This is a genomic window from Micromonospora sp. NPDC048898 (assembly GCF_043198035.1).
In the GTDB taxonomy this organism is placed as follows: Bacteria; Actinomycetota; Actinomycetes; order Mycobacteriales; family Micromonosporaceae; genus Micromonospora.
The window spans coordinates 720458-734346 of the sequence record NZ_JBICUF010000002.1 but is presented as its reverse complement, the minus strand read 5'-3'; the positions used below and the strand labels follow the sequence as shown (position 1 = coordinate 734346).

At 69.5% G+C, this 13889-nt stretch carries 11 protein-coding genes; 7 read left to right on the top strand and 4 right to left on the bottom strand.

Annotation, left to right across the window (positions count from 1 at the left end):
* Positions 1–37: 37 nt before the first annotated feature.
* From ACGFIQ_RS10110 to murJ, 4 genes are all read right to left on the bottom strand, one after another.
* On the bottom strand, positions 38–1030 hold the full coding sequence (locus tag ACGFIQ_RS10110; protein WP_393242060.1) for a hypothetical protein: 993 nt from the start codon (positions 1028–1030) through the stop codon (positions 38–40).
* Entirely contained in the window at positions 1027–1743 is a 717-nt protein-coding gene (sigM, locus tag ACGFIQ_RS10105; protein ID WP_393242057.1) for an RNA polymerase sigma factor SigM, read from the bottom strand. The genes ACGFIQ_RS10110 and sigM overlap by 4 nt, the downstream gene beginning before the upstream one ends.
* A gap of 43 nt (positions 1744–1786) precedes the next feature.
* Positions 1787–3394 (bottom strand): protein kinase family protein, encoded by a 1608-nt coding sequence (locus ACGFIQ_RS10100; RefSeq protein WP_393242054.1) that lies wholly within the window; start codon positions 3392–3394, stop codon positions 1787–1789.
* 445 nt (positions 3395–3839) lie between these two features.
* On the bottom strand, positions 3840–5597 hold the full coding sequence (gene murJ / locus ACGFIQ_RS10095) for a murein biosynthesis integral membrane protein MurJ (protein WP_393242051.1): 1758 nt from the start codon (positions 5595–5597) through the stop codon (positions 3840–3842).
* Positions 5598–5723: 126 nt separating this feature from the next.
* Between murJ and ACGFIQ_RS10090 the strand changes: the two genes are divergently transcribed.
* The 7 genes from ACGFIQ_RS10090 (at position 5724) to ACGFIQ_RS10060 (ending at position 13879) form a co-directional block, all read left to right on the top strand.
* Complete coding sequence (locus ACGFIQ_RS10090) at positions 5724–7184, top strand: CCA tRNA nucleotidyltransferase (RefSeq protein WP_393242048.1); 1461 nt, start codon at positions 5724–5726, stop codon at positions 7182–7184.
* Between the two features lie 191 nt (positions 7185–7375).
* Positions 7376–7771 carry a hypothetical protein gene (locus tag ACGFIQ_RS10085; RefSeq protein WP_393242045.1) on the top strand — a complete coding sequence of 132 codons (396 nt, stop codon included), beginning with the start codon at positions 7376–7378 and terminating at the stop codon, positions 7769–7771.
* Positions 7768–8478, top strand: a complete 711-nt coding sequence (locus ACGFIQ_RS10080) for a Crp/Fnr family transcriptional regulator (protein WP_393242042.1) — start codon at positions 7768–7770, stop codon at positions 8476–8478. Before ACGFIQ_RS10085 ends, ACGFIQ_RS10080 begins: the two co-directional genes overlap by 4 nt.
* 209 nt (positions 8479–8687) lie before the next feature.
* Positions 8688–9341 (top strand): hypothetical protein, encoded by a 654-nt coding sequence (locus ACGFIQ_RS10075; RefSeq protein ID WP_393242039.1) that lies wholly within the window; start codon positions 8688–8690, stop codon positions 9339–9341.
* Between the two features lie 73 nt (positions 9342–9414).
* Positions 9415–11454, top strand: coding sequence for a hypothetical protein (locus ACGFIQ_RS10070; RefSeq protein WP_393242036.1), 2040 nt, complete (start codon positions 9415–9417; stop codon positions 11452–11454).
* 33 nt (positions 11455–11487) lie between these two features.
* A complete protein-coding gene (locus ACGFIQ_RS10065; RefSeq protein WP_393242033.1) occupies positions 11488–12471 on the top strand; it encodes a hypothetical protein in 984 nt (327 codons plus the stop codon).
* Entirely contained in the window at positions 12464–13879 is a 1416-nt protein-coding gene (locus ACGFIQ_RS10060; RefSeq protein WP_393242030.1) for a DUF4407 domain-containing protein, read from the top strand. The genes ACGFIQ_RS10065 and ACGFIQ_RS10060 overlap by 8 nt, the downstream gene beginning before the upstream one ends.
* The last annotated feature ends 10 nt before the right edge of the window (positions 13880–13889 follow it).

Sequence of the window (13889 nt, the reverse complement as noted above, 5' to 3'; positions counted from 1 at the left end):
GGTCACGTGGGTGCTCATCGTGCCATCGACCGTGGATTCACCCTACCCGCGCCGAATACCGGTTGTCCGAGCCGGACCCCGGCACTCCGCACTCCGGGCCGCTCACCCAGGCCCAGCGGGCCCCGGTCGCGTCGGTGAAACGGATGACGAGTGTCTGCTCGCCCTGGAACCGCGCGTAGTCGATCAACTCGACCGCCAGGGGGGCGGATCCGTGTTCCGCCGCCACGCTGGCCAGGCAGGTGGTCAGCGCGCTCTCGGTGGTCAGCCGGGCCAACTGGTCCGAGCCGTCGGGCGACGGACGTCGGTCCTCCTCGGCTTCCACCCCCGGCTGGGTGCCGGGCGTGTTACTGGTCGCCCGACCGGGAGACGATGCGGTCTGCGCGTCGCCGAAGGTCTGCGGGGTGTAGTTCGTACCGCTGTGCAGTGCCGGCCCGGTGGTGCGGACCGGTACGGGCGCCGCGACGATGTCGGGCGCGTTCATGGCGGTGGTGCCGGAGTCGTCGCTCGCGCGCATCGACAGCTGGTTGAGGCCCAGGACGAGCGCGCCGACGGCGAACGCGGCGGCGGCCACCGGTGCGCCACGGCGCATCCAGCCGCGCCGGCGACCCGGGCCGGTGGGCTCGCGACGACCAGCACCTGCCGGTACGCGGGCGGCTGGCCGACGACCGGCGCCGCCCTGCATCGGCACGACGGGCGGTGGCGCGGTGTCGCCGGGTCGGTCGGCCTCGAAACTTGCGGAGGAAACCTCGTCGGCCGAGGCGGCTGTCGGTGTCGGCCCCGCATCTGCCAGCGCGGCGCCGAGACGGTCGGCGATCGCCTGCGGCATCCGCGGCGACGGCTCAGCCCAGCGGCCCAGATCGGCACGGACCTCCGCGAGCGCGGGAGCCAGCAGCGCGTACGCCTCGGCCCAGGCCGGGTCCGTGGACACCAGTTCGGCGACCTCCTCCTGCCGCGGGGTGCCGTCCAACGCCCCGCCGAGGTAGTCAGCGAGGAGGTCGTCGTCGACCTCCCGGAACCCCTCGGTCGTCACGTGTCCTCCTGGTTGGCGTCCCGCCGGTACCGCCCCGACCCCGATCCGACGCCCTCGGCCGGGCTCGGGTTCCCCGGCGTGACGCCCGGCACCTCCCTGGTCGGACCGTTTGCGTGCGGGCGGGCAGACGGCGTCGGGGCGACGGCGGGGCGAAGATGCCCGAGCAGCACCGCCAGCCGGGCCCGGCCCCGGGCGCACCGGCTCTTCACCGTCCCCTCGGCGATGCCGAGGATCCGGGCGACCTCGGCGACCGGGTAGCCCTGGACGTCCACCAGCACCAGCGCGGCACGTTGCTCGACGGGCAGCGCGGCCAGCGCCTCGCGGACCACCAGCGCGGTGTCGTGGTCCGGTGCGGGTGCGACAGGTTCGATCCCGCCGATGCCCGAGCCGTCCCCCGCGCGGTTGCCGTCCGGCAGCGGCACGGTCGGGTGCGCCTGCCGGCGACGCATCCGGTCCAGGCAGGCATTTACCACGATGCGGTGCAGCCACGTGGTGACGGCGGAGTCACCACGGAACCGGGCGGCTGCCCGGTGCGCGGAGAGCAGCGCGTCCTGGAGCGCGTCGGCGGCCTCTTCACGGTCACCGAGCGTACGCAGGGCGACCGCCCAGAGCCGGTCGCGGTGCCGGTGGAACAGCTCGGCGAAAGCATGCCGGTCACCATCGACGTGGGCACGCAGCAGCTCCAGATCCGAAGCCGCGGCGTGCCCGTCCATCACCACGTCCTGCGAATGCGGCGCCACGGTGGGGGTACCAGGCTCACGACCCCTGGACCGTGATCTCCTGGACGTCGACCTGGAAGCCCCCCTCGGCGGGCGGCAACTCGGTGACCCAGAACAGCAGGTACTGGTATTTCCGGTCGGCGTCGAAGCCGTCGAACGCCATGGTGGTGCCGTCATGGTCCTCGAATGGCTGCCCGATGGCGTTCTTCGGGGTCCTGTAGTTGGCGATCACCTGCTTGTCGCCGTTGGAGGTCGACGGCGGATTGACGGTGCCGGTGAGAAGCTGGGCGGAGGCACCACGGGCCGAGAGCACCGCCTGCACCGACTTGACGGTGTGCGGCGCGCCGAGATCCAGCCAGATCCCCATGCCCTGCTTCGTGTTGCCGAACTTGGCGGTCGTGTACGTGTCGGTGCCCCAGCCCTTGTCCGGGTCGCCGTCGACCGCCTTGATGGCGCCGTCCAGCTCATCGCGCACCTTGCTGTCCGGGTCGATGATCCGGACGTCCTTCACGGGCAGCTTGCGGACCACGGCGGCGGCCGGGGTGGCAGCGCCGGCCGAGGCGCTCGCCGACGGAGTGGGGTTGGGGCTGGCCTGCGGGTCCTTGTCGCCAAGCGTGCTGATCCCGATCAGCAGACCGACCAGGGCGACCGCCAGCAGGCCGGCGATGCCCACGGCGACCTTGCGACCACCGGCCGCGGCCAGCGGCGACGGCTCTTCACCGGTCTCGGCGGCGAAGCGCAACGGGCCGCTGTTTTCGAGGTAGTGCTCCTCCTCGGCCGGCACGTCCAGTCGGGCCAGCTCGGCGGCGAGCACATCGGACGACGGCGGCGCGATCTCGGCGTCGAGCAGATCCATGGTCAGGTCGTCCAGGTAGGCGGGCACGCCCGCCCGGACCTGACGTGGCGCCGCGATGCCACCCCCGGCGTCCCGAACGGCGTCCGGGATGGCGGCACGGCCGTGACCGGCGGTGGCACCGTGCAGGGGTGCTTCGGCGTGCGGCCAGGAGCCGGTCAGGGCGAAGTAGAGGACGCCGCCGACCGCCCGGATGTCGTTCTCCTGGCTGTCGGCACCATCGGTGCGCGCGTCGGCCAGGACCACGCGACCCTCGTCGCTGATCATGACGGTGCCGGGGTGGACGTTGCCGTGCACCATGCCGGTGGCGTGCACCGCGGCGAGCGCGCTCGCGACGGCGTTGCCGATGGCGGTGGCGCGGGCCGGATCCAGTGGGCCGTCGGTCGCGAGGTCGCGCAGGGACTGCCCGTCGACCCACTCGCGCACCACGTACGCCCGCTCGGCCTCGTCGATCGCGTCGTAGACGCCGACCAGGTTGGGGTGGATGACCCGGCTCGCCGCGACGGCGGCCTGGAGCATCTCGGTGGCGGAGTCGCCACCCGGGTAACGCAGCACGACCGCGACGGGACGGCGCAGGATGACGTCGACCCCGCGCCAGACCAGCCGACCCGCGCTGTCGTTGTTGATGTGCTCAACCAGTTCGTAACGCTCGGCGAGGACTTCACCGGCCGTGGGAGCACCGAAGGTCATAACCGGAGGAGCGCTCTCGTCTGCCTCCTGACCCTCGCCGACCTGGGTCACCCGTCCTCCCTCGGTGATCGTGTCGATCGATGGACCCGAACTGCTGGGCATGTGGCTTCCCGCTCTGCCGTTGAAGGAACCGGCCGACGGTGTCGACGCGCCGCGTCGGCCCCTGCCGTACCCGTCGAGAGCGACCTTACCTGGGTTGCCCGTCTCCCCGACATGTCATCTTCCCGCCGTACCCGGCGGGTTCCCGGCAGTCGAGGAGCTCGTCCGGTTACGACCGTTGTCAGCCACGTTGCTGGCACATGTACTAGCTAATCTACGGCTTCACCGCAAGTGACCTACGCCGGGGCTGGGCTGGCGCAGCCCCTCCCCACACCTGGCATGTTCCCACCGATCGGCCCGGCACCCTCAGCCTTACGGTTGGTTATCCACAGGCTGATGCGGTGGTTGACCGGCGAATCGCGGAGTTATCCACAGGTGCATCCCCAGCCTGGTGATCCGCGGTCACGGTCCGTGTGGGTGTCAACTTTTTGTGACCAACCGCTGGCGGTCAGCGACCGAGGCGGCGGCGGACCATGCCGACCACCTCGGTGATCTCGCTGATCCGCAGCAGCATGGCCAGGCCCAGGTAGGTCCCGCCGATCACCGCACCACCGATCACGAGCTGCACCACTGCTTCCAGCCGGCTGGGCGTGTCGTCACCGGGCAGCAGCTTCACCACCAGCAGGCCGACAAGTGCCGAACCGAGCGCCGCGACCGCGACCCGGCCGCCGGTGCGCATGATGCCGCCGAGGCCGATCCGACCGACACGTGGCCGGAGCAGCCAGGCAGAGCCGATCGCGGCAGCCAGATAGGACACCGCGTTACCGATCATCATTCCGGCGCCGGCGAAGCTCGCCGAGAAGGCCACGAAGAGCACGATCTGCACCCCGATCCGGAGCGCCACCACCGGGATGTTGATCAACGCCGGGGTACGCGTGTCCGGCAGCGCGTAGAACGCGAAGGTGAAGAGCTGGCTGATCGCGAACGGGACCAGCGCGAGCGCCGCCGCGAGCAGCACGACGGCGGTGGCGGTGGCGTTGTCCTCGGTGAAGGCACCCACCCGGAACAGCGTGAACGCGATCGGGGTGGACAGGACGGCGTAGCAGACCGCGATCGGCGCGAGCACCGCGGTGACCGTGCGGGTGCCCCGGGACAGGTCGGCGGCGAGGTCGCCGTAGCGGCCGTCGGCCGCGGCCGCGCTCATCCGGGGCATCAACGCGGTGATGATCGAGACGGCGATGATGCCGTGTGCCGTCATCAGCAGCAGGAAGACGTTGTTGTAGATCAGCGGGCCGGCGGCGTTCTCCTTACCGGCCCGGTTGAGCAGGTTGATCAGCACGATCAGGCCGACCTGGCTGACCGCGACGTAGCAGATCATCCAGGCGCCGAGCCGGCCCAGCTCGCGCAGCCCGAGCGCTCGGAAGTCGAAGCGCATCTTCCAGCGGAAGCCGACCTTGCGCAGCGCCGGCAGCAGGCCGGTCGCCTGGACCGCCACGCCGACCAGGGTGCCCCCACCGATCAGGATGATCCGGCCGGCCGTCATGTCCTCCGGCTGGACTATCTTCGCGCCGAAGATGGCGATGTAGAGGCCGGCGGTGCCGATCACCACCAGGTTGTTGAGGATCGGCGCCCACATCGGGGCGGCGAAGTGACCCCGGGTGTTGAGCACCGCGCTGATCAACGCGGAGAGGCCGGAGAAGAAGATCATCGGCAACATCAGGTACGACAGGTGCCGGACCAGCTCGGAATAGTCCTTGGTCGACTCACTGCTGCCGTACAACCAGGTCAACGGCCAGGCCAGGGCCACCGCCAGGAGAGCCGCCGCGCCGAGGGCGAACACGGCGAGGGTCAGCAACCGCTGTGCGTACGCCTGCCCGCCATCCGGGTCGCTCTTGCGTCGGCGGACCAGCACCGGGATCAGCACGCTGGTGAGGACGCCACCGAGCAGGAACTCGTAGACCATGCCGGGCAGGATCTGGGCGGTCGTGTACGCGTCACCGACCAGTGCGCCACCGAGCGCCGCGCCGATCACCAGGTTGCGGAGGAAGCCGGTGCCGCGGCTGACCAGGCTGCCAACCGCCATCACCGCGCTGTTGGTCGCCGCGCTCGCCTCGGCCACCTGCTCCTGCGGCGGCGCGGTCGACTCCAGGGCCGGCTGGTTCAGCGGCTCGGCGGAGATGAATGTGGCGCCGTCACCCGGACGCGCGCCGGCCCCGGGCCCGCCGCCGTGCGCGGCGTTGGCGCTGCGGTAGAGCCCGCCGCTCATCTCCAGCCTCCCAGGGGTACGTCGGGCCGGACACCGACCCGCACGCCACAGACCATAGTCAACCCCCACCCGTTACCCACGCCCGGCGGATCGGATCACACCCCGGCCCGATAGGCTGGCGATCCCATGTCCGAAGCCTCCGCTCCTCACGCCGCCGACCGCCGCGAACTCACCGCCGCGCAGCGCAACGCCGTCGCCGAACTGCTCCGGGTCTCCCCGGTCGCCGACGAGTTGGGCCGCCGGTTCGTCCGCGCCGGTCACGAGTTGCACCTGGTGGGCGGTTCGGTGCGGGACGCGCTGCTCGGCCGGCTCGGTGACGACCTCGACTTCTGCACCGACGCGCACCCCGACGAGACGCTGCGGATCGTCAAGGGCTGGGCCGAGTCGATCTGGGAGACCGGTCGGGAGTTCGGCACCATCGGCGCTCAGCGCGACGGCCTCCGACTGGAGATCACCACCTTCCGCGCCGAGTCGTACGACCAGGTCAGCCGAAACCCGGTGGTGGTGTACGGCACCAGCCTCGACGAGGATCTCAAGCGGCGCGACTTCACGATCAACGCGATGGCGGTCAGCCTGCCGGAGCACCGGTTCACCGACCCGCACGGCGGGCTGGACGACCTCTCCGCCAAGGTGATCCGCACTCCGAGCACCCCGGGTGAGTCGTTCGGCGACGACCCGCTGCGGATGCTGCGGGCCGCCCGGTTCGCCGCGCAGTTGCGCTTCGCCGTCCACCCGGACGTGCACCGGGCGATGAGCGAGATGGCCGCCGACCTGGACCGGATCACCGCCGAGCGGATCCGCGACGAGTTCACCAAGCTGCTCTGCGGCGCGGACCCGATCACCGGGCTTCGGCTGCTCGTCGACACCGGCCTGGCCGACCGGTTCCTGCCGGAGCTGACCGGTCTGAAGCTGGAGATCGACGAGCACGCGCAGCACAAGGACGTCTACGAGCACACCCTGACGGTCGTCGAGAACGCGGTCTCCTACGAGGAGGAGGGCTGCGACTTCGTCCTGCGGATGGCCGCCCTCCTGCACGACGCGGGCAAGCCGGCGACGAAGGCGGTCGGGCCGGACGGTCGGGTCAGCTTCCACCACCACGAGGTGGTCGGCGCCCGGCTGACCAAGGCCCGGATGAAGGCGATGCGCTACCCCAAGGACGTCACCGCGCAGGTGACCGCGCTTGTCGCGCTGCACCTGCGCTTCTACGGGTACGGGCGGGGCGAGTGGACCGACTCGGCGGTGCGTCGTTACGTGGCCGATGCCGGTGACCTGTTGCCTCGGCTGCACAAGCTCACCCGTTCCGACTGCACGACCCGTAACCGGCGCAAGGCCGCCCAACTCGCGGCGGACTACGACGCGCTGGAGGACCGGATCGCCCGGATCGCGGCCGAGGAGGATCTGGCCCGGGTCCGCCCCGACCTGGACGGCAACGCGATCATGGAGTTGCTCGGCGTACCGCCGGGGCCGGTGGTCGGACGAGCCTGGAAGCACCTCAAGGAGCAGCGCCTCGAACACGGTCCGCTGGACCGCGACGCGGCCGAGGCGGAGTTGCTGCGCTGGGCTCGTGCCGAGGGCCTGATTCCCTGACGTCCGTTCCGCCCCGGCGGCTGCGGGCTAACGGGGTGCAAAATGCGCCCCGAATACCTTCGGAACCGTCGTCCTGATCTCTCTGTCGCTCTTTTTACAGCACCGAAGAATGTCGTTGCTGTCTGTTGTTACGAGTCTCCAGCCTGACCTACCGTGGTGTCCGGCCTGTCGGTCACCTCTATGGGGGCAGAATGGACGTCTCAGAGATCGCCCAACTAAGTGCTGCGGCACTGATTAGCGCAATGGCCAGTGATTCCTGGCATTTGGTCAGGTCCCGCCTCGCCGAAATGTTCACTCCGAGCGACATGATGCTGTCCCGCATCGACGACGTCCGGGCCGAGATCGTCGCGGACGTCCCTCGGGCGCGGTCCCGGCGCGATCTGCTGCAGGGCGATCTTGAGGATCGCCTGTTGGCGGACCTGGAGCTGCGTAACCGACTGAGCACGCTGCTGGCGGAGGTCCAGCCGTCCGTGACGCAGGACAGTCGGCGCACCATTCAGCACGCCACCGCGGATCGGGGCGGGACGACGATTCAGGCGGGCCGCGACGTCGTCTACCACTCCAGGTCCACGGCACCGGACAGATGAGTGACGACAGCCCGCAGACGGACTGGCCTCGACAGACCATGCTCGGCCGTCTACACGGTCACGCCCTCACCGAGATCTGCGCGGCGGGCACCCGGGTCGACATCGCGAGTGGGCGAGTGGTGTTCCGACAGGGCGACCAGTCCCGACACGTGCTGGTGCTGCTGAGCGGCTCGGTCAAGGTCGTCGCGCTCACCGAGGGCGGGTACGAGGCGCTGCTCGCCGTGCGGGTGGGCGGGGAGATCATCGGCGAGATGGCCGCCGTGGACGGAGAGCCACGTTCGGCGACGGTGATCGCCTGCGGCGCGGTGACCGGACGACGGATCGAGCCGGCCGAACTACACCGGATCGGCAAGCTGCACCCGGAGATCGACGCGGAGATACACCGTACGTTCAGCCGGAGACTGCGCTGGGCGAACCGACAACGTATCGACCTCCGCGCGTACGACGCGCCGACCCGAGTCGGCCGAATCCTCGTCTGGTTGGCGGAGATGCACGGCACGCCGAGCCCTCTTGGCCTGGAGTTGGGCTTTCCCCTTCGGCAGGGCGAGTTGGCGTCGATGGCCGGAGTGGCCCTCCCGACGGCCGAGAAAGCACTCCTCGGCCTCGATCAGCAAGGGCTGATCAGCCGTGGTTATCGGCAATTGGTGATCAGGGATCTGCCGGGTCTGCGCAAGGTCAGTCAGATGACAGACCAGATCCCGTACTAATACGGGATTCTCATCGCGCCCGCATCGCAGGGTAGAGATGTTGTCGTTTGTAGGGAGAGGTCGGTCAATTGATGTCTGCTGGATCCTTTGACCGCAGATTGTGCGTGTCTGTGGACGCGGAGAGTTACGGAAGACGGGACGACTGGGCGCAGGCGGAGCTACAGGGGCTCCTCGTCGGACTACTCGCTCGTGCCGCGGAAGCCGCTGGTGTGGACCGATCGAGGTGGGTCACCCAGCCCACCGGCGACGGAGAGTTGGCTCTGGTGCCGCCGGGCAGGAACGAGCCCAGAGTCGTCGACGACTTCGTCCGCCACGTCGACGCCGAGCTTGCTCGGCTCAATCGTCGGCGGGCCGACGCTGAGCGACTCCGGTTGCGGATCGCCTTTCACCAGGGGGTGGCCTATCCCAGCGCGAATGGCTTCGCCGGGCAGGGCGTGGTGACGGTCAGTCGGCTGCTCAACTCGGCTCCCCTGCACCGGGCCCTCACCGCCGCGCCGGCGGCCAACGTGGCGGTCGCCCTCTCCGACGACGTCTTCCGGACACTCGTACTCGGTGATCACACCACTCTCACCGAGCGGGATTTTCGCCCCGTCACGGTCGCGGAGAAGGAGTATCAGGCCACCGCCTGGGTGCGGGTGCCCGGCACCGACATGCGTCTCCTGGACCTGGGTGAGCACGGGGGGCACTCGGGCCAGGAGTCGCTGGCCACCAATGGCTCGACCGTCAACCAGGCGGGACGGGACATCGTGTTCGCTGGCGAGGAACGGCCGGTTCGCCGTGAGCCCGGTGTCATGAACGTGTTCCACGGCGCGGTCGACGCGAGCCAGGCGACCTTCGGGTTCTCCGGTGGCACCCGTGACTGAGGCGAATGGCACACAGACTGAGCCTTCCCCGGCGGGGACTTCGGAGCCCGATGTTTCGACGCCGGATCCGGCCATGCCCCCGGCAGCGCCGGCGGCGGAGCCGACCTCCGATCCGGACGAGCCGGATGCGAGCGATCAGCGACGTGACGCATGGGTCATCAACCAGTTCTACGGGCAGGTGCATGCCACCAGCGCGACATTCGGGGTGTCCGGCGCGGCGGTCGGCGGCGGACACGCATCGGTGGGGCGGCTCCCGGGCATCAACGTGGATCACGCTCTGCGCTACTTCGCCCCGCCGGACGGGTACGTCCGCGCCGCTGCTCTGCTGCGGGAACAGTGCCTCGTCTTCCTCACCGGGGACGAGGGCACAGGGCGGCGAGCCTCCGCCTTCGCCCTGTTGCGCGACCGGATAGGCACCGACGGCCGCATCAACGGGCTCTCACCCGCGGTCTCCCTCGCCCAACTGGTGGAGTCCGAATTCGTCAGCGGGCGTGGCTACGTGGTTCTCGACTGGCTCGGCGAAAAACGTGACGGCGTGGTGCAGGCGTTCGACGCGGGACGCCTCGCTGACCGGCTGAAGAGAGCCGGCGCTCACCTGGTCGTGACCACCGATCAGCGCGCCACCGCCCGGCGCGACCTGGGAAACTTTACGGTCCAGTGGTCCCCGCCAGATCCTTCGTCCATCTTCCAGGTCTATCTGGAGCGTGTGGGCACCCTCGACGAGGCGGAGATCGATCTCGTCGGGGCCAGGATCGCCGAGCTTCGCCTTCCCGGGGAGGTCGCCCGCCTGCTGGACCGTCTGCCGCAAGGTGTCGACGCCGCGCTGGCCGAGGTCGAGCACACGGAGCAGATCCGGGTGTCGAAGTGGTTCGCCACGACATCGTCGTGGGACGACCTGCTGTGGGTGGGGGCCCTGGCCTTTGCCCACGAGCTCCCCGAACGCACGTTTGAGGAGAAGCACGCTCGTCTGCGCGAGATCGAGCACGCCGAAGACCTCCGTCGGTCCACTCTCGGCGAGGCGGGCACGACAGTCGAGCCGTTGCAGGGACGGCGGACCCTCTACCGCGACGGCGGTCTGGTGGCACGTCGATACGGCGACGATCCCGTTGGCAACGTCGGCTGGGAGGAACGACGGGTCGTGTTCGTGGCCGACGGCATGCGGGAGCACGTGCTGCGCGAACTCTACGAATGTGACTATCGGCTCTGGCGCCCACTCCGAATCTGGATCAACGAGCTGGCCGGCAGTAGCAGCGTCGAGGTGCGGCTGCAACTGGCCCTCGCGGTGACGTTGCTGGCCCGCGACCGCAGTGCCGCCCCGGAGGTTTGGGACATGCTCGGGCAGTGGAGCAGGGGCCGAGCCGCCGAACGTTTCACCGCCGTGTCGGCGTTGTCCTTCATGGCCGGCGAAGACGCCCTGGCGCCGGCCGCGCTACGGCTGGTCCTCGACTGGACCGACGGGGCTGGACAGAGCCCGGCAGTGACAGCCGCGATGGCCCTGGGCGGGCCGCTCGGCATGCGTTACCCCACCGAGGCCGAGCGCTGGCTGTGGCACCTCTCCACCCGTGGACGGCCGATCCGCCTCCTCGCCGCCCGATCGCTGGGCCTGCTGTTCTGCACCGTCGCCGACGAGTTGGACTCCGCGACACTGCTGCTCAAGCGCCTTGTGCTGCGTCTGCGGCGCACGCTGGAGCAGGCGCCGGACCCACGGTGGGTGAGTTACGCCGTCGAGACAGTCCTGGAAGTGCTCTCCGCAGAACAGCTGGAACATTCGGAACCGGTGGTGGCCCGCCTTCTGCGGCTGTGCCCGAGCGCGGTCGAGCCGGTCGGGGTGCTCTGGGCGGAGGTTCTCCGTAGCCTGCCGCACCGCTCCACCGCCATGGACACGCTCAGCGCCACCCTGGAGTCGCTCGCGAAGCACGACGGCACCGAGAACGCGGTCCGCGCCCTCGGTGACGTCCTGTGCCGAGAGCTGACGAGCGCCGAGTGCGTACTCCTGCGACGAGAACTGAGCTGGGCACTGTCGTCGCCGGTAGATCCCTCCATCTCTCGCCCGGTCGTCGCCGCCCTGCTGGCGGCGCTGGCCGGAAAGGGCGCTCGTCCGGCCCTGGGCTGATTCCTTGTGCGCAGATCCGAAAGAAGGAAACGAATGGGATACCCCGTACTCCTGGAGAAGACCTTGCCGCCGGCGCCCCGTCGCCTGCTCGGACGGCGGAGGAACGTCACCGATCTGCCGCCGCTGCCCCCGGGTGCGGTGTACGTGTTCAAGGTCGACGGCCATCAACGGCTCTACGGCGATCGGCACATCGACTACGGCGACGAGATCGTGGTCGACGCGGTTGCGGTCAGCGTGGTGCAGCGACGCACCGCGACCCTGACCAGCCAGCTGCCAATTCCGTCGATCAGTGCGGCGGACGAGTTCACCGTGGTCACCACGTTCCGCTGCCAGGTGCTTGCTCCGGAGGTGGTCGCGGAGACCGGGTTGACGGATCTCGCCACGGTGCTCACCAACCACCTCTGGCAGGACCGCGAGCTGAAGAACCTCGGCCTGGACTACCGGATCGACGACATAAACGACGTCCGCCGGCTGGTGGACGCCCGGATAACCGCCTACTGCACCCTGGTGCCCCCGTCGGTTCCCGGAATGGCGATCGAGCTGACCTCGGTGATGGCACACCCCTCCACTGATCTGCGCGACCACGGGCGCAAACTGCGGGACAAACAGTGGGATCAGCAGTTGGGCCGGCTGGACGTGGCGTGGCAGAACGAGGACGTCGAGCGTGTGGCGTCCTTCCTCTCCGCCGGGCCCACGTACGCCGACGCGCTCGGCGTCAGCCGCAACGAGATCAACGTCGGCCAGGTCGCCGAGCGGATGCACGACGCGGAGTCGCTGCGCCGACAGCAGCTCAACGAGACTCTCCAGGAGATGGTCAAGCGTGGCTTCTTCGACCGGGTGTCGATAGACCCGGTGCGCCTGATGGACGAGGTGGTCGGGCTTGGCGCCGCCGCGGAGCCTCGTTCGGTTCCGGCCGCCGACGAGCCCGCCCAGCTGCCGCACCGTCGACGGAGCGTTTCTCAGCTGGGTGAGGACGCTGAGCCGGACTTCATCCCGAACGAGGCCGACATTGACTGACGAGGACATGCGAGCGCCGCGTCACCAGCCCGGCGAGGGCTCGCGGCGCTCGGTCCGGGATCCGTCCCGGCTCCTACGGGCGCTGGCGGGCGTGGACGAGGCGCTGCTGCGGAAGGTTTGGCACGAGCGGGCCCGACACACCGCGCTCGGTGGGGTTCTGGTCGGCACGTCGTTGATCGCCGGCTTTTCCATGTTCATAGCGATCAACCAGGCGATGGGGCGGACGTCGGCGCTGCACCTGATCCCCGCTCTGCTCTGGTCGCTGTTCATCCTCAACCTGGACCGCCTGCTGGTGACCAGCATGGCCGGCAACGCCAGGCGAATCGGCCCGTTGTTGATGCGGCTGGGCGTCGCCCTGATGTTCGGATTCATCATCGCGGAGCCACTCGTCATGCGGATCTTCGAGACGGCCATCGAGGAGCACATCAAGGCCGACCGCAGCAAGCAGATCGACACGCTGCGGAGCCGTCTCATGGCCTGCAACGGTGAGCAGAGCGCCACCGCCGCCAACACCACGATCACGCCGGAGTGCCGGGAGTACACCCTGTCGTTCCAGACGACCCCGGCATCGACGAGCCGGGAACTTGCCGGTACCCGGGCCGAGGCGGCAAGCCTCCAGGACATCATCAATCGGGATGGGGCGCAGCTCAACCGCCTGCGGGACAACGCGGCCAAGGAGTGTGCCGGTGGTCGCGGCACCGGTTTCACCGGGCGGCCCGGCGACGGACCACGTTGCAGGCAACGCACCGCGGACGCGAACGAGTTCGCCCGCACCCACCCCATCGCCGAACAGGGGCAGAAACTCAGCGAGTTGCGCGGTCGAATCGCGGAGTTGGAGCGCGGGCTCGGTAGCGCGGTGCTCACCTTCGAACAGGCACGAAACGGTCTCGTCGAGGCCCGGATCGAAGAGGAACGCAGTCATCAGGGGCCCATCGGGTTCCTTGAGCGGATGGATGCCCTGCACGTACTGGCGGGAAGCAGTTCCGCGCTCTTCGTGGGCACCTGGGCGGTCCGGCTGTTCTTCGTCGCCATCGACTGCCTGCCCGTCGTGATCAAGTTCTTCGGCGGCAGCAGCACCTACGACAACCTCTACCGGATCAAGAGCGAAAGTTCCCATCGGGTCTTCGCCGACCAGGTGAACACCGAGGAACGCAGAGTCACCGACGCGTACGCTGCCGAGCGCGACGGCATCGACAACCAGGCGAGGATGCGGCGTGCGGAGCACGACCTGCACCTCCAGGAACACCAGGTCGAGCTCAAGGCACGCCTAGGAGCCGCGGTCAGCGCGTACGCCGCCGACCTGCTCCGCGAGCCGACCTCCCCTTCGGCGAAGGCACCACCAAGGACGGCCGAGGAGGCCACTGCCGGTACGGGCTCGGCTGGCGTCAACGGGCGTTCGCTGATCTGACCCGTACCGA